We start from the raw sequence: 20,374 nt of genomic DNA on the forward strand, positions 1-20,374 counted from the left end.
CTTATCCCTTTACAGCGTGATGAGTTCGTCAGCGACGAAAATGAAAGTGCAATTGAGGCGACGGGCCTCGGCAGGCAGATCATCGACGGTGTCGAGACCGGCTACCGTGGCATAGCCCTCTGCGCGCAGGCGGGCCGCGCCAGCTGAGTCCTGCATTTCAGCGGCCACATAGACGCGCGGACGCAGAACGATCGGCCGGGCGGCACGAAGCAGGATTTCAGGACGGAAGGTGAGACCGCAAGCCGGTTCCTCACCCTGTGCCTGATACCGTCCGCCACGCCCCAGTTCTTCACGCTGGCTTCTGGCGAAAACGGTCATGCAGATACCGGTGTGATACTGCCAGCCGCGAAATTCGGCAGGATCGACCGTCAGACGCAGTTGCGGCGCACGCAGATGCAGGGCGCGCACAACGGCGACCAGCCGATCGGCGTGCAGCCTGATTTCAGGAGGCAGATCGATCGTCTCGAGAATGGCCAGTGCCGCATCCGAAGGACCACATGCCTCGACAAGGGCGGTCAGCACCGAAGCCACCGGCCCGCCAAGCTCGGCAACAGCAGCAATGTCCTTGCGATCAAGCGCATGCACCAGCGCAGCCCGACGGGCCCCTGTATATCCCGACAGGCCGACCAGTGCCTGAACCAGCGCCGGGCAGGAGAGATCGAAGGAGTATTCCTCGACACCCAGCTTCTCGAGCGCCTCTGCGGCAATCAGCACAACTTCGCAATCGGCTTCGACGGAATCGGCACCGATCAGCTCGATCCCGGCCTGACTGATCTGGCGCTGGCCTTCACGGCCTGGCGTACCGACCAGAATGCATGACCCGGCATAGGAGAGGCGCAGCGGGCGTGCCGTTGCCGCCAGACGCGTTGCGGCAATGCGCGCAATCTGTGTGGTCATGTCCGGGCGCAGCGCCATCATACGACGCGATTCCGGATCCATCAGGCGAAAAGTCTGTTCCTCGAGCGCCTGACCGGCACCATGCAGCAGCGATGTCTCGAATTCGAGCAAGGGCGGGCGTACGCGCTCATAGCCATGAGCGGCGAACACTTCCATCACGGATTCGATCCCCTGCGCCTCGGCCTCAGCTTCGTGCTGCAGCAGGTCGATAAACCCCGAGGGGAGAAGGGCTGTATCGGGCTCGTCGGTCAGTTTCATACGCTGTATTCCATCCTGACGCTTTCATAGGCCCAGTCGAGCCACGGGAGAAGCGCCTCGATATCGTCAGTTTCGACCGTGGCTCCACCCCAGATCCGCAGGCCCGGCGGCGCGTCGCGATATGAGGCGAGATCGAAACCCGCCCCTTCATCCGCAATCAGACCAGTCAGAGTCTTCACGATCGTCTGCTGGTTTTCGATATTCTGTTCGGCAAACCAGGGGGCGACGATACGCAGACAGATCGACGTGGTCGAACGCTGGCTGGGCTCGGCGGCAAGGAATTCCACCCAGTCGGTCTGCGCGACCCAGCGCGCAACGGCCTCGAAATTGGCCCGGGAGCGAATCTTGAGCGCCTTGAGACCGCCAATGGCATCGGCCCATCTCAGCCCGTCCAGCGCATCTTCGACACACAGCATCGAGGGCGTATTGATCGTGTCGCCCGAGAAGATCGCGTCGATCAGCCCCTTCTTGTTGGTGAGGCGAAAGATCTTGGGAAGCGGGCGTGGCGAGGCCTGTTCGAGCCGGGCAACAGCACGGGGGCTGAGCGCGATCATGCCATGAGCAGCCTCTCCGCCCAGCGCCTTCTGCCACGACCAGGTCACGACATCGAGACGATCCCATGGCAGGTCCATGGCAAACGCTGCCGAGGTCGCATCGCAGATCACCAGTCCGTCGTGCTGCGCCGGAATGGCATCTGCCCCCGGCACACAGACGCCAGAAGTGGTGCCATTCCAGGTCAGGACCACGTCATGCGACCAGTCGACCGCCGATAGATCAGGCAGCGCCCCATAAGGCGCTTCATGCACCGTTAAGGCGTCGAGCTTGAGCACGTCGCGCAGATCCTGCGCCCAGAGCCCGGAGAAACTCTCGAATGACAGCACATCGACGGGGCGTTCGCCCGCCAGGGCCCAGAGGATCATTTCGACGGCACCGGTATCCGATGCAGGCACGATCCCGATCTTCCAGTCGCCCGGGGCCTCAAGCAGGCTATGCGAGCGGTCGATGACTTCCTTGAGCCGCGCCCTGCCCTCAGGCGCGCGATGCGACCGCCCGAGCAGCGCGCCATCGAGCGCGTTCAGCGTCCAGCCCGGGCGCTTTGCGCAAGGGCCTGACGAAAAGAACGGTCGGGCGGGTTTTCTGACAGGGCGTTGGGGCATGATGAGTCCGGCAAACTGAAAGAAAGTTCGCGAGATATGCCGGAGGCAGGCCCAAAGGCGCAAGTCATGGCCCGGTCAATAGCATGTTTTCGATGAAAAATATGGTACGAGAGGGGGGATTCGAACCCCCATGCCTTGCGGCGGTCGATTTTGAGCCGACTACGTCTACCGTTCCGTCACTCTCGCATGATGGGCGAATTGTTAGCGAGGTTCAGGAAAAAAGGCAACGGATACCCGGCAGGATCACAAATCGAAACGCCTCGACCCGGCCAGCAGGCGCGCAAACCCTGTTGAAGCGACCGGAGATGAAAACAGAAAGCCCTGACCTGTAGGGCAACCGATGCGGCGCAACAGGGCAAGCTGGGCCTCGGTCTCGATCCCCTCGGCCACCACATCGACCGATACCGCCTCACCAAAACGAATGATCGCCTCGACAATCACCTCCATGGATGATTCCGAGCAGATCTTGCGAATGAAGCTGCGATCGATCTTGATGGACGAGACGGGAAAATCTCTCAGGAAGCCGAGAGACGAATAGCCCGTACCAAAATCATCGAGCGTGATCCGCACGCCTGCCCGGCGCAACAGCGCCAGAGCACGATGAATATAATGCTCGCTGTTCTGGTAGAGAACATGCTCGGTCAGTTCGAGCTCGATCAGTCTGGCAGACAGTCCGTGACTATCGAGCCGCGCCAGTAGCTTTTCGGCGTAATCGTCCTGCATGAATTCGACCGGCGCGACATTGATCGAAATCGGCGGCGGCATGAGCCCCGCGCTGCGCCACAGGGCGATATCCTCGAAAACACATTCCTGCACACGCGCCGAAACACGGCTCGCCAGATCATAATTGCGGAAAATCTCTGGAAAGGCGTCAGGACCGCTGGGGAGATCGCTGCGTCCATGCCAGCGCATCAGGGCCTCGGCCCCCGTGATGTGACCGTCGGACAATCTGACTTTTGCCTGATAGGCGGGGTAAATCTGGTCCTGATCCAGCATCTGTCGCACAGAATTGGTCTGGGCAGTCACGCCATTGCCGCGCTGCGCCATGCCTGCATGGTAGAGGCGAAAACCGCCCCTTCCATGCGCCTTGACATCGTTGAGCGCGAGCAGGGCTGCCTGCCTCAGTTGCGAGACCCCCTCGCCGTCCTGGGGATAAAGCGCCGCACCGATGCTGAGGCCGAACCTTACCTGCCTGTTGCCAAGCCTGAGTGGCAGATCGATGAAACTGAGCAGGGCCTGGGCATGACCGGCCAAGGTCGATGCGGAGACCTCGCCTGTCAGAAGCGCTGAAAACTCGTCATCACCCGTACGCGCTGCATCGCCTTCATGCGCAGTTACGAGGCTGAGCCGGTCAGCAACGAGCTTGAGCACCTGATCACCAACATCGCGCCCGTAGAGATCGTTCAGATCGCCCAGATAATCGATATCGACGATCAGAAACCCGAGAGCCCGCCCCTCTGTCACAGCCAGAGCCATCGACTGCTCGAGGCGAGTGTCGAAAGCCTGGCGGTCCAAAAGCCCGGTCAGACCGTCCTTTCCCTCTCGCGCATCGACCCGGGCCGCCATCTCCCGGCTAAGCGTACGAAAAGCCCTGCGCGCCGTATAAGAGGCGGATTGAGCCGCAAGAACAGATGACACGTTCTTTTTCCTGCGGACGGAATGCTTCGCGTTGACCGGTTCGGAACCAAGGCTACTGCTCACCCGAGGCTGAAACAGCTCAGGGCGCGTGGGAAGCGTGTCCAGCCCAGTATCGATCTGGACGCCAGATATCGCCTTGGCCGAAGGAGCTTCTGGCGTTTCACCCTGGGGAAGGCTTGGAAGAAGAAGAGGAAAGTCGGTTTCCGGGTGACAAAACAAAATCCAGCCTCCCCCCTCCGTGCCACCCATTTTCTGCCAGTGCAGATCCGTCCTGACCGGCGCCCCGCCTGGATGCCTGAGCGCCACGCTGCTGTGAACAGAGCAGCTTGTTGGGGCCTGGCAATGTTCGGGCAGACACGAAACTTGTCCCGGATTTTCAAGCAGATCTGTCCAGACAACGGCGCCGCATTTTGGATCGATTCCGGAAAACCGCTCCCAGCTGCGATTGAGATAGGAGATTCTCCCATCGGCCTCGACGTGGCAGACGAGCAGAGGGAGCCAGTCGAGCACATGCCCGGCGCGATCCGGTCTTGTCTGCCCAGTCACTCCTCTCATATGCGCCATGCCCTTTCGACCCATTCGAACCGGACCCGTCGCCCGAGAGAAAGCCTTTAGGGACTATAGGTCTGGATTGATGACCAGAACGTAACTTCCGAAGCGCCACCACGTGGCGATTAACGCCTTGTTTTCACTGCGCTACCCGCGACATACCGTAAAAAAAACACCAACGCACCCACTCTTTGGGAAATATCTCCCGCATCAGGCAACATATTGATATCGCGGGAGTTCTCTTCCGGTTGCCTCAACCGATCAGTCTTTGATGCCCCCCATAAGGCGGATGTTCTGCAAAGCGGCACCAGCAGCGCCCTTGCCCAGGTTATCGAGGCTGGCCGTCAGCAGCACATGCCGCCATTTCTCGTTGCCATGCACACGCAGCGCCATCTCGTCGCGATCGGCCAGAGCTGCGGCGTCGAGACGGGTTAGATCGGCCGAAGCCAGAGAGACGTAGTCCGATCCTTTGTAATAGGCGCGCAGGCAAGCCTCAATGTCGGAGACGCGCACATAGCCCGGCAAATCGGCCAGCTGCAGCGGAATCGAGACGATCATCCCCTGCGCAAAATGACCGATCGAGGGCACGAAAAGCGGACGGCGTTTCAGGCCCGCATACGCCATGATCTCGGGCACATGCTTGTGCTCGAGCCCGAGCCCGTACAATTCGAAAGCGGGGCCACCATGCGCTTCATGGGCCTCGATCTCGCTGCGACCGCCACCGCTATAGCCGCTGACGGCATTGATGGTGATCGGGTGATCGGCAGGCACCAGTCCGGCATCGACCAAAGGACGCAGCAACCCGATCACACCGGTCGGGTAGCATCCGGGATTGGCAACATGACGGGCCGAAGCGATACGGTCGGATTGAGTCGAGTCGAGTTCGGGAAAGCCATATTCCCAGTCTGCCGCCACACGATGAGCGGTGCTGGCATCAAGGATTTTCACATTATCGAGACCGGCAGCCAGTGCCACTGCCTCGCGCGCTGCATCATCGGGAAGGCACAGCACAACGATATCGGCTGCCTGCATCATCTCGAGGCGTGCCTGCGGGTCTTTGCGCTTTGCAGGATCGATGGAGAGAACCTCGACTGGCAGGGCGCGCAGGCGGTCCCTAATGCCCAGCCCGGTCGTTCCTGCCTCACCGTCGATGAAGACCCGTGTCATCAATTCATTCCCTCACTAAAATATTCCATCTGGACGAAGTAAGCATTTACATGGCTTTGTCCAATGCATGATGGATAAAGATAAACTTTCACCCCAAGGTTTTTCTCAAGTAGGTGAGCCACCGCTCCTGCATGGTGGCAAGCTCAAGGACCGCCATATTGCCATGATTGCCCTCGGCGGTGTCATCGGCGCGGGTCTTTTCATAGGCAGTTCTGCCGCTATCGCTGCTGCCGGGCCTGCCATCCTGCTCACCTATATGGGCACCGGCCTTCTGGTTGTCATCGTGATTCGCATGCTGGGCGAGATGCTGCTGGCGCGTCCCGGTATCGGCACGTTCATCGATTGCATTCGCACGGCTCATGGCAACTGGGCAGGGTTCCTGTCCGGCTGGCTGTACTGGCTGTTCTGGGTAGTCACGATCGGCGCCGAAGCCATTGGCGGAGCCATCGCCATGCAGGACTGGGTCAATCTGCCCGTCTGGGTTCTGGCGCCTTTTCTCATCATCGCCGTCAACCTGATCAATCTCGTTTCGGTGCGCGTATTCGGCGAATGCGAATTCTGGCTTTCTCTCATCAAGGTGGCCACCATTATTGCCTTCTGCGCGCTCGGCCTGCTCAGCCTAAGCCATTTCGTCGGGCCGCATCCGAAGATTATTCATAATGTCTTCAACCACGATGGGCTCTTTCCGCATGGCTGGGGAGCCATTCTCGCAACGGTCCCGACCGTGCTGTTCTCGATGATCGGCTCTGAATCCGCGACGGTTGCTGCTGCGGAATCAGAGAATGCGGAAGAAAACCTTGCCCGCGTGACCCGCACCATCGGCGTGCGTGTCACGCTTTTCTATCTACTCTCTGTCGTGCTCATCCTGACGCTCGTGCCATGGACCTCGATCGAACCCGGCTATTCGCCCTTCGTGACCGTCATGCGTCATATCGGCGTACCCGGCGCGGCAACCCTGATGCAGATCGTGGTTTTTACAGCCATTCTCTCCTGTCTGAATTCGAGCATCTACATCACGTCGCGCACCCTTCTGGGCCTCGCGGAACTGCACGACGCCCCCAAATGGTTCGCAACCCTGTCGCGCAGCCATGTGCCTCAGCGCGCCGTCACTTTCTCGAGCCTTATCGGGCTTGTGGTCGCCTTCTGCTCGATCCTTTCTCCCAAGCTGATCTTCGCCTTTCTGCTTGGCGCAACCGGCGCGGTCATGCTGCTGATCTACGGGCTGATCGTGTCGTCCCATCGCGTCTTCCGTCTGGCCGACCCGCAGAACCGCGTCTTCACCCTGCCCTTCGGCACAGTGCTCAATCTTGGCACGCTTGCAGCCATCGGTCTGGTGGTCATTGCCATGCTGGTACAGGCGGACGGACGTCAGACCATCATTGCCAGCCTCGTCAGCGTTGCGGCCATCCTTGGGCTGTATGCCTTGTGCCGCAAAGGCAGATAAGCCAGAGTTCCGTTTCCCCTTTCTCAGGATGACCGGTATGATACCTCGTTCCACCCTCGCCCTCATCCTGACAGGGCTGGCCCTGACGCCAGTCGCCGCAGTGCATGCGCAAAGTGCGTCTGACGCGGCGACGGCACTGCCATCGGCTGCAATTCTGGCCTCGCCTGCCCGCCCCGATGCCGATCGCGCCAAGGATGCCCAGCGCAAGCCTTTCGATCTGCTCGCCCTCACGCCGCTGCCCAAGGGCGCGGCAGTTGCCGATCTGATGCCCGGTAGCGGTTACTTCACCCGGCTGCTCAGTCTTGAACTCGGCGCGTCAGGCCATGTCTATGCGGTCATTCCCGCCGAGATGGTGGCGCGCCATCCGCAGATACCGCAAATGGCACAGGCCATTGCCGCCAATCCTGCTTTTGGAAATGTCTCGGTGGTTGTCACACCGATCGTCGATTTCAAGGTGGCCCAGCCCCTCGACCTCGTCTGGACCTCGCAGAACTACCATGACGTCTATGGCGGGATGGGGCCTGCAACAGCACTGCATATGGATCAGGCGATCTATCAGGCTCTCAAGCCGGGGGGGATTTTTATGGTGATCGACCATGTTGCCCTGGCTGGCACAGGCACTACCGCCCCCACAACACTGCATCGCATCGACCCTGATCTCATCGTCAAGCAGGTTGAGTCGGCCGGTTTCCGTCTCGTTACCAGCAGCCCTGCGCTGCGCAACCCTGACGATACCCACACCCTGCCGGTCTTCGACAAGTCGATCCGCGGGCGTACCGATCAGGTTGTGCTGAAATTCCAGAAGCCTCTGAAGCAGGATCACGATAACTGAGCCGAAACCCTTCCAGGGCAGGTGGCCTGCGGAACGGGCGCGGCCTATAATCTGCGTCGTCCATTCCGAGACCGGAGCCTGTCTTGAACGCTGCAGAAGAACTCGACCGCCTTCTCTCCATCATGATCCGTTTGCGTGACCCGCAGACAGGTTGCGCATGGGACAGGGTCCAGACCCACGAAACCATTGCCCCCTTCGCCATAGAAGAAGCCTATGAGGTCATGGATGCGATCGCCCGGGAAGACTGGCAGGCGCTTCCTGACGAACTCGGCGATCTGCTGCTTCAGGTCGTCTATCAGGCGCGAATTGCCGAAGAGGCGGGACGGTTCGATTTTGCAGAAGTGGCGCGTCAGATCAGCGACAAGATGGTGCGTCGTCATCCTCATGTCTTTGCCGAAGCCGAACTCGATGCCGATCTGTGGGAGCGTAACAAGCAGGCCGAGCGCGCAGCAAAGGCGGAATATGGGCTTCTTGCCGGTATCGCGCCTGCCCTGCCCGCCCTGATCAGGGCCGAGAAACTGGGCAAACGCGCCGCACGCGTCGGGTTTGACTGGGATACGCCCGAGCAGGTTCTCGAAAAGATCAACGAAGAGCTTGAAGAAGTACGCGCCGAACTCCCCCTTGGCGACAAGACCCGTCTCGAAGATGAGATCGGCGACGTGCTCTTTACGGTCGCCAGCCTGGCCCGCAAGCTCGGTCTCGACCCGGAAGCCTGCCTCAGGCAGGGCAATGCCAAGTTTACCCGGCGTATCGAGACCATGGAATCCGTTCTGGCCGAAACCGGCAGCACTCTTGCCGATCTTGACCTTACCGCGCAGGAAGCGCTCTGGCGCGAGGTCAAGATCAGGCTTGCCCAGGCAAAAGCCAGCTGAAGACCGATCTCAACGGGGGGCATCGGCACCGCAGAAAAAAGCAGGATCGGGCACGCAGCGCGCGGCAGAACCTGCTCAAAAGAGGCGTCCCTTTCGCAGGATGGCCCCATGACCGATGCCGATGGCAAAGCCCGCTCTCATTACCTCGCCCGTATGCGTCGGGCGCGTGACCATATCGACAGCCATCTCGACGAAGCGCTCGATCTCGACACAATCAGCGCCGTGGCGTCATTTTCACCCGCCCATTTCCATCGACAGTTCAGGGCGCTTTTTGGCCTCACTCTGCATCGCTATATCCAGCTCGCACGCTTCAAACGCGCTGCCACCCGGCTTGCCTATGGCAGTGAAAGCATCACGCGGATTGCGCTTGAGGCCGGATATGAAACACCGCAGGCTTTCTCCCGCGCCTTTCGCCTTCGTGCGGGACAGATCCCCTCTTCCTTCCGCAAGACCCCCGACTGGGCCGCGTGGGAGACGAGTTGCACGGCACTTGATGTCGCAAGAAGCACCCTGATGACTCAGCATTATACGCTCGATGCCGTCACCATCCGGGAGGTCGCTGCAACACGCATTGCGGTCATGACCCATCAGGGGGCGCCAGAGGGGCTCGGGCAGACCATACAGCGCTTTATCGCCTGGCGCCGTGCCAATGGCCTGACCCCGCGTAACAGTGCCACCTATACGCTGTTCCCTGACGACCCGGAAACGACACCGCCAGATCATTATCGTGTCGGGCTTTGCGTCGGCACAGACAAAGCGATTTCTGCTTTTGATGAGGCAATTGAGATCAGCAGCCTGCCCGCGGGGCGCTGCGCGGTGTTGCGTGTCACCGGCATAATTGACCATCTGGAAGAGGCCGCCTCAGAACTCTATCGGCAGTGGCTGCCGGAAAGCGGGGAAGAGACGCGCAGTTTTCCGCTCTATTGCCAGCGTATCGCGTTCTTCCCGGAAGTGCCTGAGCACAAGTCAGTTGCCGAACTGTATTTGCCGCTCAAATGACAGGCGCCCCGAGAGGCGCCCGTCTCCGCGGCAATATCAGGCCTCCAGGGCCAGAGCGATGTTCTTGGTGACCACGTCTGTCGAGATCAGTTTGGAGCATTCGAACTGACGGTCGGTATTAGCGTGACGGGGGCACCACAGAAAATTATTGTGATCGAACATGTAGCGCGGATCGTTCCAGCATGAATTGCAGGCATGCCATGAGATGACACGCCATGGCGTGTGGAACTCGTTATTCGGGTGGGTGAAGCCCGAGATCATAATGCTTTTCGTTCCAGTCGCCCAGGCGAGCCAGGTAAGACCGGAGCTCAGCCCGATAAACAGATCGGCATGCTTGAGCCAGCGCGCGCGTTCGCTCAAAGGACGATTGCCCGTCTCATCTTCAGCACCGTGGGGGATCTGGTTCCAGACAATACCCGCGCCGCTATATGGTTTTTGATCGATACAGATCACGCGATAGCCGCGCTTCTTCAGATAGGCGATCACGCCAAGCCAGCCGCCCGGGTTGTTCCAGTATTTGCACTGCGCCGAAGCCTGGGTCGCGATGCAGACATAGGGCTCTTCGATCGGCCGCGTGTCATCCTCGATCACGATTTTCGGCGGCTCTTCTGTCGGATCAACGCCCAGAATATAGCCCGCCGTGCGATGCAGCCCGACATAACGGAAATCGCAGGGCTGATGGATGTTATCGGTGTCGTCGAAAAACAGACCGATATTATAGGTGGCGTAAATCTGCGAACGCAGCGGGCTTTTTTCCAGCTCTTCTCGCGTCGTAAGCTCGATCTCAGGATAGGCCTTCGCGAAAAGCGGAATGAAGACGCCTGCTAGGGAACAGATTACACGTGCCCCGCTCTTGGCAGCAAAGCGCGCCACATAGGGAAACCAGCCAAGCGTACCGACCGGAAGCTGCACCAGCACAATCTTGCCACGCGCATCAAACTCATGGTGCAGGACGACAGTTTCCGTGCCGTCATCGGCAATGCGCTGTACATCGACCGCAAACCGAATGAAGAATTTTTTCGTCGAGGAGAGATGCCCCTCTTCGAGTTCGCCCTGAAAGATGATCGTCGAATTATCGAGATCGGTCAGAGTGGCGCGCCAGCGGCCGCCGGGTTTTTTCGGCAGAAGGACACGCGCGCCCCAGTTGAAATCGAAATGAATACCCTGCCCCGCGTCATTTGTGGGCAGGTCGGGCGGCAGAACATAGGGATTCGGCATCGGGGGGCCCGCAGGAGCCGTCTGAGTCTCTGAGGTCGGGGCGTTGGCAGAGCTATCTGTGGACATGGGCCGCGTTTACGCCTTCTTAGCTGTTTCCATGAGATGAACGCAGACGGATACATCCCGGGTCGATTTTTTCCCCGTGATCCGAATAACCAACCCGTGTTCCGAACGGGCAGAAAGGGGTGGCTCTATCTAAAACCCCGTTTGCCATTCTACAACGTAAGAATCTTTTTACACTCTTTCAAATCATATCGTTCAGGCTCATTCCTCCGCGCTTATTGTTACTGTTGCACGACGTTTTTGTTTTGTGTCACTGCTTGAAAACAGACAGGGCCATATGGCCAATTTCGATCAGCTTTTCACGACTGGCCCCATCACGTGCCTGAATGCCGAGCCCCTGCATCACCGTGCTGAAATACCCGGCCAGAGCATCGAGATCGGTGGTGGGCGCCAGATCACCAGCCTTGACGCCAAGGGCGAGGCGCTGCTTCATGGCGTCTTCCGCAAGGCGTCGCTGATCGATCATCAATTCCTTCAAGCGACTTTGAGCAGGCGAGCACTGGGTCGCAGCACTCGCGATCATACATCCTGAAGGGCTGTCACAACGCGTGAAGGCACAGGCCGCCGCTTCGAAAAGGGCGCGAAAGGCATCCGCCGTGGTCTGTCCCGTCTCGAGCGCCGCGACAAACCAGGCACTTGCCTGTCTGGCATAGGCGTCGATCGCCTCATGATAGAGCGCCTCCTTGCTGCCGAAACTGTTGTAGAAACTGGAGGCGCTGATACCCATGACAGCGGTCAAATCGTCAAAGCTCGTGCCTTCATAGCCACGATCCCAGAACAGACGCATGGCCGCCATGAGCGCAGTCTCACGATCGAAGGAAGACGGGCGCCCACGCGCCTTGCGCTGTGTCTGGATATTTTTTGTAACCATCGCTCCACAAATCCTTGAAACCGCCCGAACGCTTCTCATATGCATGATGTTGGAGCGATCACTCCACAAATAAAGTTGTTCTTTCTCTCTCTTTTCTCACCCTTGCGCGTTCCCTGCTCAGGCAGTTGAGACGGACCCGCCACAAGACAGGTATCAGGATCATGAGCAAGCTTTCAGGAAAAGTCGCTGTCGTTACCGGTGCCTCCAAGGGGATCGGCACCGAAATTGCGAGAGCCTTGGCCGAGGCAGGCGCCTCTGTTGTCGTCAACTACGCGTCGAGCCGCGAAGGCGCCGACCAGATCGTCGCAGCCATCGGTGCTGCGGGCGGAAAGGCCGTGGCGGTCCAGGGGGATGTTTCCAAAAAGGCAGGGGCTGCGGCCATTATTGACAAGGCCATCAGCACATTCGGACGGCTGGACATCGTGGTCAACAACTCAGGCGTCTATGAATTTGCCGGGATAGAAGACATCACCGAAGAGCATTTTCATCGCCTGTTCGACATCAACGTGCTGGGCACGCTGCTTGTGACGCAGGCCGCAAGCCCGCATCTCCAGGCAGGCAGCAGCATCATCAATATCAGCTCCGTTGTCTCGCGCATCACCCCGCCGAACAGCGCCGTCTATACAGGGACCAAGGGCGCCGTCGATGCCATTACCGGCTCTCTGGCAAAGGAGCTTGGTCCCCGCCAGATCAGGGTGAATGCCATCAATCCGGGTCTGATCAAGACCGAGGGCACGCAGACCGCCAGCGTGATCGGCTCGGAAATGGAGCAGGCTATCATCGCCCAGACACCGTTGGGCCGCACGGGAGAGGTGAAGGATATCGGTCCTCTTGCCGTGTTCCTCGCCTCGGAAGACTCACGCTGGCTGACAGGTGAGACGCTCATCGCGTCGGGTGGCCTGCGCTAAACCATTCAGGGCCGGTCACGGATGTCTTGTTCCGTGACCGGCCTGCCGGCCTCAACCGGCGCGCTTACTTTCGGTTTCGATCCAGTTTTTCACGCGCTCACGCAGCAGGGCCAGAGGCATTGCCCCCTCGTCCAGAACCAGATCGTGAAAACGTCTCTCGTCGAATTTCGCCCCGAGGGCTTTCTCCGCCTGATGACGCAGATCGAGAATGGTCAGCTCACCGATCTTGTATCCCAGTGCTTGACCCGGCCATGAAATATAGCGGTTGGTCTCGTTCTGGATGTTCTTCTCGGCCAGCGCGGTATTGTCACGCAGGCAGGAGAGCGCCTGGTCACGCGACCAGTTCTTCCAGTGAATACCGACATCCATGACCAGTCGGCAGGCACGCCACATTTCCATCGAGAGCTGGCCGAAACGATCGTACGGCGTCGGATAGAGTCCGATTTCGCTCACAAACTGCTCGGCGTAGAGCGCCCAGCCCTCGACAAAAGCCGTCGTGGCATAGTCGCGGCGAAAACCGGGCAGATCGGTCATCTCCTGCGCCAGGGCAATCTGAATATGATGACCCGGCACCCCCTCATGAGCGACCAGGGACGGCAATTCGTAAAGCGGACGCTGGTCGAGATGCGAGGTGTTGATCATCAGCCCGCCGGAAATACCCAGAGCCGGGCTGCCCGGATCATAGCGACCCGTCGTGTATCCTTCTTCGATCGCACGCGGCACTTCGCGTACGCCATAGGTAAGGCGCGGCAGTTTGCCGATGACCCGTGGCAATTCACCGTCGATCTTTTTGGCCAGAAAACTCGCCTTTTCCATCAGGGCCTGACGGCTCGTGACGTAAAAGCGGGGATCCGCCTTGATGGTGGCGACGAAAGCCTTGAAATCACCGTGGAAACCAACAGCGTCCATCTGGCTCTGCATTTCCTTGTGGATACGCGCGATTTCCGACTGGCCCAACGCGAAGATCTGATCGGGGGTGAGCGTCGTGGTCGTCTCGCTTTTGACGAGATACGCATAATAGGCGCGCCCGTCAGGCAGGGAAGAGGCGCCGAGGCTTGTGCGACTGGCGGGCAGATACTCTGTTTCGAAAAACCGGGCCAGGGCCTGTTCGGCAGGCTTGATCTTCTCATGCACGATGCGCGCGCCCTCTGCCCGCAGCGACTGGCGCAGTGCTGCGGGCATGGCGGCAGGCAGCGTGTCAAAAGGACGCAGAGCCGGATTTTCATTTTCCGGCAGTGCCGCCTGCGCCCTGACGGCACGCAGCGCAATCTCGGCGATGAGACGCGGCTGAACGAAATGCGTGGCGATGCCGCGACGCATGTTTTCTGTCTGCTGTAAATCATAAGCGGGAATACGGCTCATGCGCACCAGCCAATGCCGGGCATCGGCCTCGCTGCGCAGAGGCGTGTTATCGGCTGCATAACCGATTTCCTGATAGAAACCCTCATCGCTCGTGAAGGGTATGCGCGACGGATCGAATTTCTGACCTTCAATTGCCAGATCATTTTCCCACATCATCAGACGCGCATTGAGCAGAGCCTCGCCTTTGAGTGTGGCAAGGTCGAGATGGGCCAAGCGGTCCCTGAAGGCCAGTCTCTGCTTCAGGCGCGCAGCTTCTGCGGCGGGGCTGTCGTCAGGCCAGCGTTCCGCCGCATCCTGATCTCCACGCGACGCTGCCGAAACCGGATCGAGCGTCGCCGTAAAGCGATCATAGTCGCTGACGAGTGAGCCGACATCATCGGCATGCGCCGAAAGCGGCGCCAGAACCAGACCAACCCCCATGAGCAGGGCACCCCTGCGACCGGATAAGGATTTCTTCCTGAACAATGCGCGCATCCTGCCTCCTGACAAAACAATTCGCAGGCATAACGACCTGTCAGGCGCAGGGCGTCAACGGGTGACGTCGCATCATTGAACCTGCAATAACGCACTTAACAAGGAAATCGCCCAACCTCTCTGCGCCTGGACACAGACAGCGTTGTTTCATGATCACCAGATCAGTGTATCATGAAGAAGAGGTCAGTCATATAGGGCGTGCATGACGATGGCACTTTACCTCCCCTCAACAAAGCATCTAGCCATAAGAATACATCGCGCGGCACTTCGTTTTCTATCCTGATATAAAACTCAGACGAGAACTCATTTTTACATTTCACAAGCTCCCGACCAATTTTCTCATAGTATTTCTCCACTTCTTTTCTCCACTCAGGAGACGCTCCCCTATAATATTCTTCTATTTCATATTTTGACATTTTGGAGGCACCTTTGTATTTTTATATTTATTCGCGAGGGAATGATAACAGACAACCGCCAGGATTCATATCAGCCAGCTTGACAAAACCCAGTCACGGACTCCAGTTTCGCACATACACCTCAAACATGTGGGGAACATCTCACCAACTAACTTTTGGAAAACACTCAGATACCCAGAAAACTCAAAAGCCGGTTTCCTCAAAATCAGACTTCGATCAGGCGCATAAATAAGAAAGCACTAAAGTAAGAGAGCATAAATATTTAGACAACAGCACTTAAAAATATTTAAAACTACTCGATAAATAAAAATACTCCTTCTCATTATTGTAAGTAATATTTAATAATTTATCTAGATCATGCATTAATTATACCACAAGGCACTTGAAAAATGTGGATACCATCTAAACAGACCAGAAGGCATGTCGAGCAGTTTCTTGATCTTCCCGCCACGGGTCGGGAGCAAGATTGGGAGATAGAATTATCCGACCATCGTCGTATTGGCGATTTCCTGGAAAAATACACTGAAGAATTTCTTGATGAAGAAACAAAAATTGCCATATGCGCGATACTAATTGCGTCATTTAATGACTCTTTGGTCAATCGATGCTTTTCTAAAAACGACTGGCTATTTTTCGTAGAACTTACAATCGATAAGTTATCTGTCATTGAAGAATCCGGCCTGCTGGATATCTGGAATTGCAGAAACACTGAGGACAATTATGAAATATGCAAATACTTGAATATATACTTACCAATTTAAGCATAAAACCAATCGGCAAAAAATATCATTCGCTAAATTCAAGTGAAAATAATTAAATTATTATTTGTAATATTATTTCCGTAAACTGATCGCACATGGATGCGTTGCTGTATTTCTATCCCCTCCTGCGCCATTGAACGAAAGAAATTACAGATGCGTGCTCAGGCCCACAGGGCTCTCAACCTCTCTTGTGCCTGGTCGCCATCCTTATCTTCCGACTGTGACGCCCTAGATTTTGTGGACAAAGGGTATCCGCTGGAGTGTCGACACGAGACTGACAAAGCCAAGATATGATCCCTTGGTTTTGTCATATCGGGTGGCGATGCGTCGCCAGTTCTTGAGTTTATTGAACAGGCGCTCGACGAGATTGCGCCAGCAGTATTTGGTTCTATCGTGAGGGATAGGAGTGCGGCGGTTGCTTTTGGCCAAGATGCCGGCCTCGATTTCGGCCTTGGCAAGCTCCTCACGCATGACGTCGGCATCGTAACCCTTGTCTGCCAGTAACGCCTCGATCTTGTTAGCGATCATGCAGAATAGCGGGCCGAAGCCTTGGATATCGTGGGTCTGTCCCGGCGTCAGGACAAAACCAAGCGGCCATCCTCTGGCGTCTCATCGGGCGTGGATTTTGCTCGTAAAGCCGCCGCGTAACTGACCAGAAGCTTCCGCATGAGCCCCCTTTTTACGGCTGTGGCTCGCGAATGGGCACGAACCACGGTGCTGTCGAGCATATGCTGCCAGTTATCGGTCAGCCCCGGACTGGATCTGCCAGCGTTTGCAGCAGGGCATCCCAGATACCCTGTGCAGCCCAACTCCGAAACCGGACACAAACGGAGCTCCACCTACCGTAGCATTCATGCATGTCCCGCAGGGACAGCCTGTGTGCAGAACATGCAGCACACCATTGAGAAACCGGCAGTTATCGCCAGCTGGACGGGCCCAACGTCCACGCTCAGGCGGCAGAAGCGGGCCAATCATCGCTCATTCATGATCCGTCAAATCGCCTCGTGCCATACCCGTTCTCCCTGCTCCTTATCCCACAGGCAGCAAGTGACTCAGATCTCAGACAGATCGTATAGATCTTTTGTCAATATGACCTGATAGGCAAAATTAGCGGAATATAATTTTACTCATAAAGTAAAATATATTTATAACAAATTGATTATATACATAAATAATTTATTTGACAATACTATATATGCATTAATATCTTCGTAAAATATTTTCAATATAATTGCACCGTGAGGTCTTCGTCATCAAACGCTCCGCGAACCCTCCACACTTTCAAGCCTCGCGATAAAAGCATTTCCATAGTGTCTTCAGAATCAATATTTAGCCATGTTTCCAAAGAGTCTTCACATATTTTGTCTATTGCATAAATCCAATTATCGCAATCATTACTGTCGAATATGATTAGACTCCTTTGATCTCTACAAATATCGATAGCTGCCCCTAGCAGATCGTCTGATGTAGAAATCACGGCCCAATAATATAATTTTCCTTCCTTAGAAAATATCTTTCTATGTAGGGTTACACACCCCTCCCTTAATTCGGGTGGCAAAAATCTTTTCTGCTTCTCTATGAAAAATCTATTTAATTTTGTATCTTTAACTCCACAAATATGCGGAATAAATAGTTTTATATTAGATATATCTAAATAATTCTTATCATAAAATTCCCTGATCCAATCGGCAGCTTGATCTGATACCCCTTTCCAGCGGTCCTTACGGATAAAGGATATTTCATTGGTTGCCTTAGACGAGTCAACGTATCTAATTCTCGTAGTCATAGTGATCCTTATTAGGCGTATCAAAGTGCCCACCTCGCTTTTGAGACGGATTGTCTATGACGTGCTCCCTTCTTGTAGCCCCTCAAAAGGACAGTTCTGTATTCATATGATGTGTTCCAGATGGGATGACAACGGTTTGTCCAGACGTCCTGCCTCCCAGCTGTGAGTATGGGCGAACGGTGTTGTAATCCGCTTCCCAGGCAGTGAAGATCTCTCTGGTCTGCGCCAGGAAGCTGAAAAGGGTCTCGTTGAGGCATTCATCGCGCAATCGCCTAAAGTGAACTCCGTTCCGTCGTCGCTGACGATCATGAAGGGCTTGCCGTGCTTCCTGACCAGCGCGGTCAATTCCCGCACGACCCGTCCACCGGACAAGGACGTATCGGCCACCAGACAGAGGCATTCCCGACTGAAATCGTCAATGACAGCCAGGATGCGGAACCGACGATCGCAGAGGAGCGCGTCAATGATCTCGGCTCTGAGCACTTGCTTGTACGCAAGCTCTCTTCAGGTGACAGATCCCGTCAAGTCAGCGCCTCGCAGATTACTTCCAAACCAGCGTGCCATGGCGTCATCCAGCCCAGACACGTCGTTCCCCTCTCCTGCCCAGGCAATGCAGCCATCGGGGCGGATCAGACAGGATATTTTGCCTTCGCTTTCGCCCTGCACGATGGAGGAGGGAAAGCGGTTTTTTCTGCCAGAAGCGACGCCCCGCGCCTGCAGGAATACGCCCCGTCCGGTCACCATCAGATCGTAGAGTTGTCGCCCGTCACAAAGTGGCTGATCGGCCACAAGCCGCCCGACAGCATCGTGACTGCCTCCCAGAGAATAGCGCAGCGTAAACCCCTTTATTCTACTGCTGAGCGTAGCACTTTCTCCTTCGTCAGAGAGACGCTGGGCCATGAGCGCACGCAGCGCCCGGGATTGCGGGTCGGGGCGCATGAGAGCGGTCTGGGCCAGCGTGTTGTCGAGAACCTCGCGCGCCACAGGGCGTCGTTCGGCTTCGTAGCTGTCGAGCTGGGTCTCGGGCATTCTGCCATGGACTACCGCCGCAAGCTTCCAGCCCAGATTGGCCGCATCAATGAGGCCCAGTCCGAGACCCTGCCCCCCGAAAGGGGGATGAATATGGGCAGCATCCCCCGCCAGAATGAGCCGTCCCTTTCGATAGGTATCAACGAGGCGCGTGTGATCCGTCCAGCAGCGCCCACCACGAAACGCCTTGAGCGGAACAGGGTACCCACAGACGCGGGCAAGCGCCTCCTCCACCTGGCTTTGTGCAGGCTCGCGCAACTCCTTGGGCGGAGGTCCTGAGAAATCGACCATGAACAACCTGCCCGGCACCGGGCCATAGGCCAGCACGCCTCCGGGCTGCATCAGCCACCCCGGAGGTGGCGTCTGATCCGGGTCGGCAAACTCGGCAAAGACCTGATAGAAGGCCAGGCTGGGCGCCGTACCGGGAAAGGCAAATTGCCCATGGCGGCGCATAAAGCTGCGCCCTCCGTCGCATCCAATGGCATAGTGACAGGCAAGAGCCTCTTTGCGACCATGAGCGTCCTGGAGGCTGAGTGTCACGCTCTCCTCATTCGACTGTACGTCCGTCACGGTGCAGGGGCGCCTGAGTGGAATGCCACGCTCCTTCACTTCGCTGAGCAGAAACTCCTGCAAAAAGCGCTGGTCGATCAGCCTGGTCGGGCGGGAGCGATCAATAGGTTGGGTCAGAAGCGGAATACCGCCAAAATGCCCGGAGAAACGCGGCTTGCTTTCCTCATTGGCGCCCCAGCCGCCACGCTGCATGAACGGCGCCATGACGGCCCGTGTGCGCGCCTCCAGCGCGTCGAGTTGACTGGAAAACCCGCGACGCATCAGAACCTCGGCGCCTAGCGGCCCAAGAGACAATGCCTTTTGCACCGTGTCAGGCTCGGCCAGCGTTTCGAGCACCACACAGTCAACACCCGCGATCGCCATTTCGATTGCCAGAAGCAGCCCCACAGGCCCTGCCCCGATAATGGCGACATCAACATGCTTCATAGACCGAATCCATATTTGTACTGAGTATATTTTTCTGATAGGGTCAGTTCATGTCAATTGGAAAAGACCGCCACAGCCGCCGACGCATGGCGACACGTCAGAAAATCTCGGACATCGCCACAGCACTTTTTGCCGAGCACGGCTTCGACAGGGTCACGATCGACACCATCGCCGAGGCTGCCGATGTCGGGCGCATGACCGTCTTCAACCATTTTGCCCGCAAGGAAGACCTGTTTTTCGATCGCGAGCCGGAGATACGCGCGCTTCTGCGCGAGACGCTCGCCCAATCGGCCCCTAAGCATCCGTTCGAGGCATTGAGGCTATGCGCGCATCGTCTCATTGCCGAGGACGCGCCGTTTCTGCGCTTTACACCCCAAAGTCAGAGTTTCATCGTCACATTGAGCCAGAGCGAGACGCTCAAATCGCGGGCACGCGCCCTGCGCGATGAAATCACGTCCGACGTGGGGCAGGGCACAGCCTCCGCCCTCGGCCTTCATTCGGGAACGCCACGCCTTCGCCTCGCAGCCACGCTGCTCGTTGCCGGATGGAGCCGCGCCTATAGCGAAGCCCAGAGCTGTTTTGCTGCAGAAGGCACAAGCGACAAGGCACAGAACCTGTTTCTGGATCTGATCGACATCACCACAAAAGCTGCCTTCATGGTTCTGGAAGCAGACTGA

17 protein-coding genes, 1 tRNA gene and 2 pseudogenes are annotated in these 20,374 nt (G+C 57.2%); 7 read left to right on the forward strand and 13 right to left on the reverse strand.

Going from position 1 to position 20,374, the window contains the following annotated elements; translation table 11 throughout:
• Positions 1 to 9 precede the first annotated feature (9 nt).
• The 5 genes from IEV53_RS07605 to argC form a co-directional block, all read right to left on the reverse strand.
• Positions 10 to 1,155, reverse strand: a complete 1,146-nt coding sequence (locus tag IEV53_RS07605; RefSeq protein ID WP_188426169.1) for an ATP phosphoribosyltransferase regulatory subunit — start codon at positions 1,153 to 1,155, stop codon at positions 10 to 12.
• A complete protein-coding gene (locus IEV53_RS07610) occupies positions 1,152 to 2,312 on the reverse strand; it encodes a phosphoserine transaminase (protein WP_188426170.1) in 1,161 nt (386 codons plus the stop codon). Before IEV53_RS07610 ends, IEV53_RS07605 begins: the two co-directional genes overlap by 4 nt.
• Positions 2,313 to 2,414: 102 nt before the next feature.
• Positions 2,415 to 2,498, reverse strand: a tRNA-Leu gene (locus IEV53_RS07615).
• 57 nt (positions 2,499 to 2,555) lie between these two features.
• Positions 2,556 to 4,505, reverse strand: coding sequence for a sensor domain-containing protein (locus IEV53_RS07620; protein WP_229719750.1), 1,950 nt, complete (start codon positions 4,503 to 4,505; stop codon positions 2,556 to 2,558).
• A 255-nt stretch (positions 4,506 to 4,760) separates the two neighbouring features.
• Positions 4,761 to 5,666 (reverse strand): N-acetyl-gamma-glutamyl-phosphate reductase, encoded by a 906-nt coding sequence (gene argC / locus IEV53_RS07625; RefSeq protein ID WP_188426172.1) that lies wholly within the window; start codon positions 5,664 to 5,666, stop codon positions 4,761 to 4,763.
• Positions 5,667 to 5,733: 67 nt separating this feature from the next.
• Between argC and IEV53_RS07630 the strand changes: the two genes are divergently transcribed.
• The 4 genes from IEV53_RS07630 to IEV53_RS07645 all read left to right on the forward strand — a co-directional run bounded on the left by IEV53_RS07630 (position 5,734) and on the right by IEV53_RS07645 (position 9,813).
• Positions 5,734 to 7,110, forward strand: coding sequence for an amino acid permease (locus IEV53_RS07630; RefSeq protein ID WP_229719751.1), 1,377 nt, complete (start codon positions 5,734 to 5,736; stop codon positions 7,108 to 7,110).
• Positions 7,111 to 7,147: 37 nt separating this feature from the next.
• Positions 7,148 to 7,942, forward strand: a complete 795-nt coding sequence (locus tag IEV53_RS07635; RefSeq protein WP_188426173.1) for a class I SAM-dependent methyltransferase — start codon at positions 7,148 to 7,150, stop codon at positions 7,940 to 7,942.
• A gap of 83 nt (positions 7,943 to 8,025) precedes the next feature.
• Positions 8,026 to 8,814, forward strand: coding sequence for a nucleoside triphosphate pyrophosphohydrolase (gene mazG / locus IEV53_RS07640; protein WP_264784126.1), 789 nt, complete (start codon positions 8,026 to 8,028; stop codon positions 8,812 to 8,814).
• Positions 8,815 to 8,922: 108 nt separating this feature from the next.
• The gene (locus IEV53_RS07645; protein ID WP_229719752.1) at positions 8,923 to 9,813 is read left to right on the forward strand and encodes an AraC family transcriptional regulator; all 891 of its coding nucleotides are present in this window, start codon (positions 8,923 to 8,925) and stop codon (positions 9,811 to 9,813) included.
• Between the two features lie 36 nt (positions 9,814 to 9,849).
• Here IEV53_RS07645 and IEV53_RS07650 read toward each other — a convergent pair whose 3' ends face one another.
• Positions 9,850 to 11,097 carry an autotransporter strand-loop-strand O-heptosyltransferase gene (locus IEV53_RS07650; RefSeq protein WP_188426174.1) on the reverse strand — a complete coding sequence of 416 codons (1,248 nt, stop codon included), beginning with the start codon at positions 11,095 to 11,097 and terminating at the stop codon, positions 9,850 to 9,852.
• Between the two features lie 247 nt (positions 11,098 to 11,344).
• Entirely contained in the window at positions 11,345 to 11,965 is a 621-nt protein-coding gene (locus tag IEV53_RS07655; RefSeq protein ID WP_229719753.1) for a TetR/AcrR family transcriptional regulator, read from the reverse strand.
• Between the two features lie 161 nt (positions 11,966 to 12,126).
• Here IEV53_RS07655 and IEV53_RS07660 point away from each other — a divergent pair, with 161 nt between their 5' ends.
• Entirely contained in the window at positions 12,127 to 12,873 is a 747-nt protein-coding gene (locus IEV53_RS07660) for a glucose 1-dehydrogenase (protein ID WP_188426175.1), read from the forward strand.
• 51 nt (positions 12,874 to 12,924) lie between these two features.
• On the opposite strand, the gene IEV53_RS07665 is transcribed toward IEV53_RS07660, so the two are convergent.
• Both IEV53_RS07665 and IEV53_RS07670 read right to left on the reverse strand, forming a co-directional pair.
• Positions 12,925 to 14,709 carry a DUF885 domain-containing protein gene (locus IEV53_RS07665; protein ID WP_229719754.1) on the reverse strand — a complete coding sequence of 595 codons (1,785 nt, stop codon included), beginning with the start codon at positions 14,707 to 14,709 and terminating at the stop codon, positions 12,925 to 12,927.
• A 161-nt stretch (positions 14,710 to 14,870) separates the two neighbouring features.
• A complete protein-coding gene (locus tag IEV53_RS07670; RefSeq protein ID WP_188426176.1) occupies positions 14,871 to 15,125 on the reverse strand; it encodes a hypothetical protein in 255 nt (84 codons plus the stop codon).
• Positions 15,126 to 15,514: 389 nt separating this feature from the next.
• Between IEV53_RS07670 and IEV53_RS07675 the strand changes: the two genes are divergently transcribed.
• Positions 15,515 to 15,886 carry a hypothetical protein gene (locus IEV53_RS07675; RefSeq protein WP_188426177.1) on the forward strand — a complete coding sequence of 124 codons (372 nt, stop codon included), beginning with the start codon at positions 15,515 to 15,517 and terminating at the stop codon, positions 15,884 to 15,886.
• Between the two features lie 228 nt (positions 15,887 to 16,114).
• Here the strand turns inward: IEV53_RS07675 and IEV53_RS14755 are convergent.
• The 4 genes and pseudogenes from IEV53_RS14755 to IEV53_RS07695 form a co-directional block, all read right to left on the reverse strand.
• Positions 16,115 to 16,477 (reverse strand): annotated as a pseudogene (locus tag IEV53_RS14755) (transposase); the annotation flags it as partial.
• A 631-nt stretch (positions 16,478 to 17,108) separates the two neighbouring features.
• Positions 17,109 to 17,672, reverse strand: a complete 564-nt coding sequence (locus IEV53_RS07685) for a hypothetical protein (protein WP_188426178.1) — start codon at positions 17,670 to 17,672, stop codon at positions 17,109 to 17,111.
• An 82-nt stretch (positions 17,673 to 17,754) separates the two neighbouring features.
• Positions 17,755 to 18,134 (reverse strand): annotated as a pseudogene (locus IEV53_RS14760) (integrase core domain-containing protein); the annotation flags it as partial.
• 42 nt (positions 18,135 to 18,176) lie between these two features.
• Positions 18,177 to 19,697, reverse strand: coding sequence for an FAD-dependent monooxygenase (locus IEV53_RS07695; RefSeq protein WP_188426180.1), 1,521 nt, complete (start codon positions 19,695 to 19,697; stop codon positions 18,177 to 18,179).
• Between the two features lie 50 nt (positions 19,698 to 19,747).
• On the opposite strand from IEV53_RS07695, the gene IEV53_RS07700 reads away from it, so the two are divergent.
• Positions 19,748 to 20,374, forward strand: a complete 627-nt coding sequence (locus IEV53_RS07700; RefSeq protein WP_188426181.1) for a TetR/AcrR family transcriptional regulator — start codon at positions 19,748 to 19,750, stop codon at positions 20,372 to 20,374.

Source organism: Asaia siamensis (genome assembly GCF_014635085.1).
Lineage (GTDB): Bacteria > Pseudomonadota > Alphaproteobacteria > Acetobacterales > Acetobacteraceae > Asaia > Asaia siamensis.

Excerpts from the sequence above, each read along its gene's own strand:
- IEV53_RS07605 (WP_188426169.1), bottom strand. The coding sequence starts at position 1,155 with ATGAAACTGACCGACGAGCCCGATACAGCCCTTCTCCCCTCGGGGTTT.
- IEV53_RS07610 (WP_188426170.1), bottom strand. The coding sequence starts at position 2,312 with ATGCCCCAACGCCCTGTCAGAAAACCCGCCCGACCGTTCTTTTCGTCA.
- IEV53_RS07620 (WP_229719750.1), bottom strand. The coding sequence starts at position 4,505 with ATGAGAGGAGTGACTGGGCAGACAAGACCGGATCGCGCCGGGCATGTG.
- argC (WP_188426172.1), bottom strand. The coding sequence starts at position 5,666 with ATGACACGGGTCTTCATCGACGGTGAGGCAGGAACGACCGGGCTGGGC.
- IEV53_RS07630 (WP_229719751.1), top strand. The coding sequence starts at position 5,734 with ATGATGGATAAAGATAAACTTTCACCCCAAGGTTTTTCTCAAGTAGGT.
- IEV53_RS07635 (WP_188426173.1), top strand. The coding sequence starts at position 7,148 with ATGATACCTCGTTCCACCCTCGCCCTCATCCTGACAGGGCTGGCCCTG.
- IEV53_RS07645 (WP_229719752.1), top strand. The coding sequence starts at position 8,923 with ATGACCGATGCCGATGGCAAAGCCCGCTCTCATTACCTCGCCCGTATG.
- IEV53_RS07650 (WP_188426174.1), bottom strand. The coding sequence starts at position 11,097 with ATGTCCACAGATAGCTCTGCCAACGCCCCGACCTCAGAGACTCAGACG.
- IEV53_RS07655 (WP_229719753.1), bottom strand. The coding sequence starts at position 11,965 with ATGGTTACAAAAAATATCCAGACACAGCGCAAGGCGCGTGGGCGCCCG.
- IEV53_RS07660 (WP_188426175.1), top strand. The coding sequence starts at position 12,127 with ATGAGCAAGCTTTCAGGAAAAGTCGCTGTCGTTACCGGTGCCTCCAAG.
- IEV53_RS07665 (WP_229719754.1), bottom strand. The coding sequence starts at position 14,709 with ATGCGCGCATTGTTCAGGAAGAAATCCTTATCCGGTCGCAGGGGTGCC.
- IEV53_RS07670 (WP_188426176.1), bottom strand. The coding sequence starts at position 15,125 with ATGTCAAAATATGAAATAGAAGAATATTATAGGGGAGCGTCTCCTGAG.
- IEV53_RS07675 (WP_188426177.1), top strand. The coding sequence starts at position 15,515 with ATGTGGATACCATCTAAACAGACCAGAAGGCATGTCGAGCAGTTTCTT.
- IEV53_RS07685 (WP_188426178.1), bottom strand. The coding sequence starts at position 17,672 with ATGACTACGAGAATTAGATACGTTGACTCGTCTAAGGCAACCAATGAA.
- IEV53_RS07695 (WP_188426180.1), bottom strand. The coding sequence starts at position 19,697 with ATGAAGCATGTTGATGTCGCCATTATCGGGGCAGGGCCTGTGGGGCTG.
- IEV53_RS07700 (WP_188426181.1), top strand. The coding sequence starts at position 19,748 with ATGTCAATTGGAAAAGACCGCCACAGCCGCCGACGCATGGCGACACGT.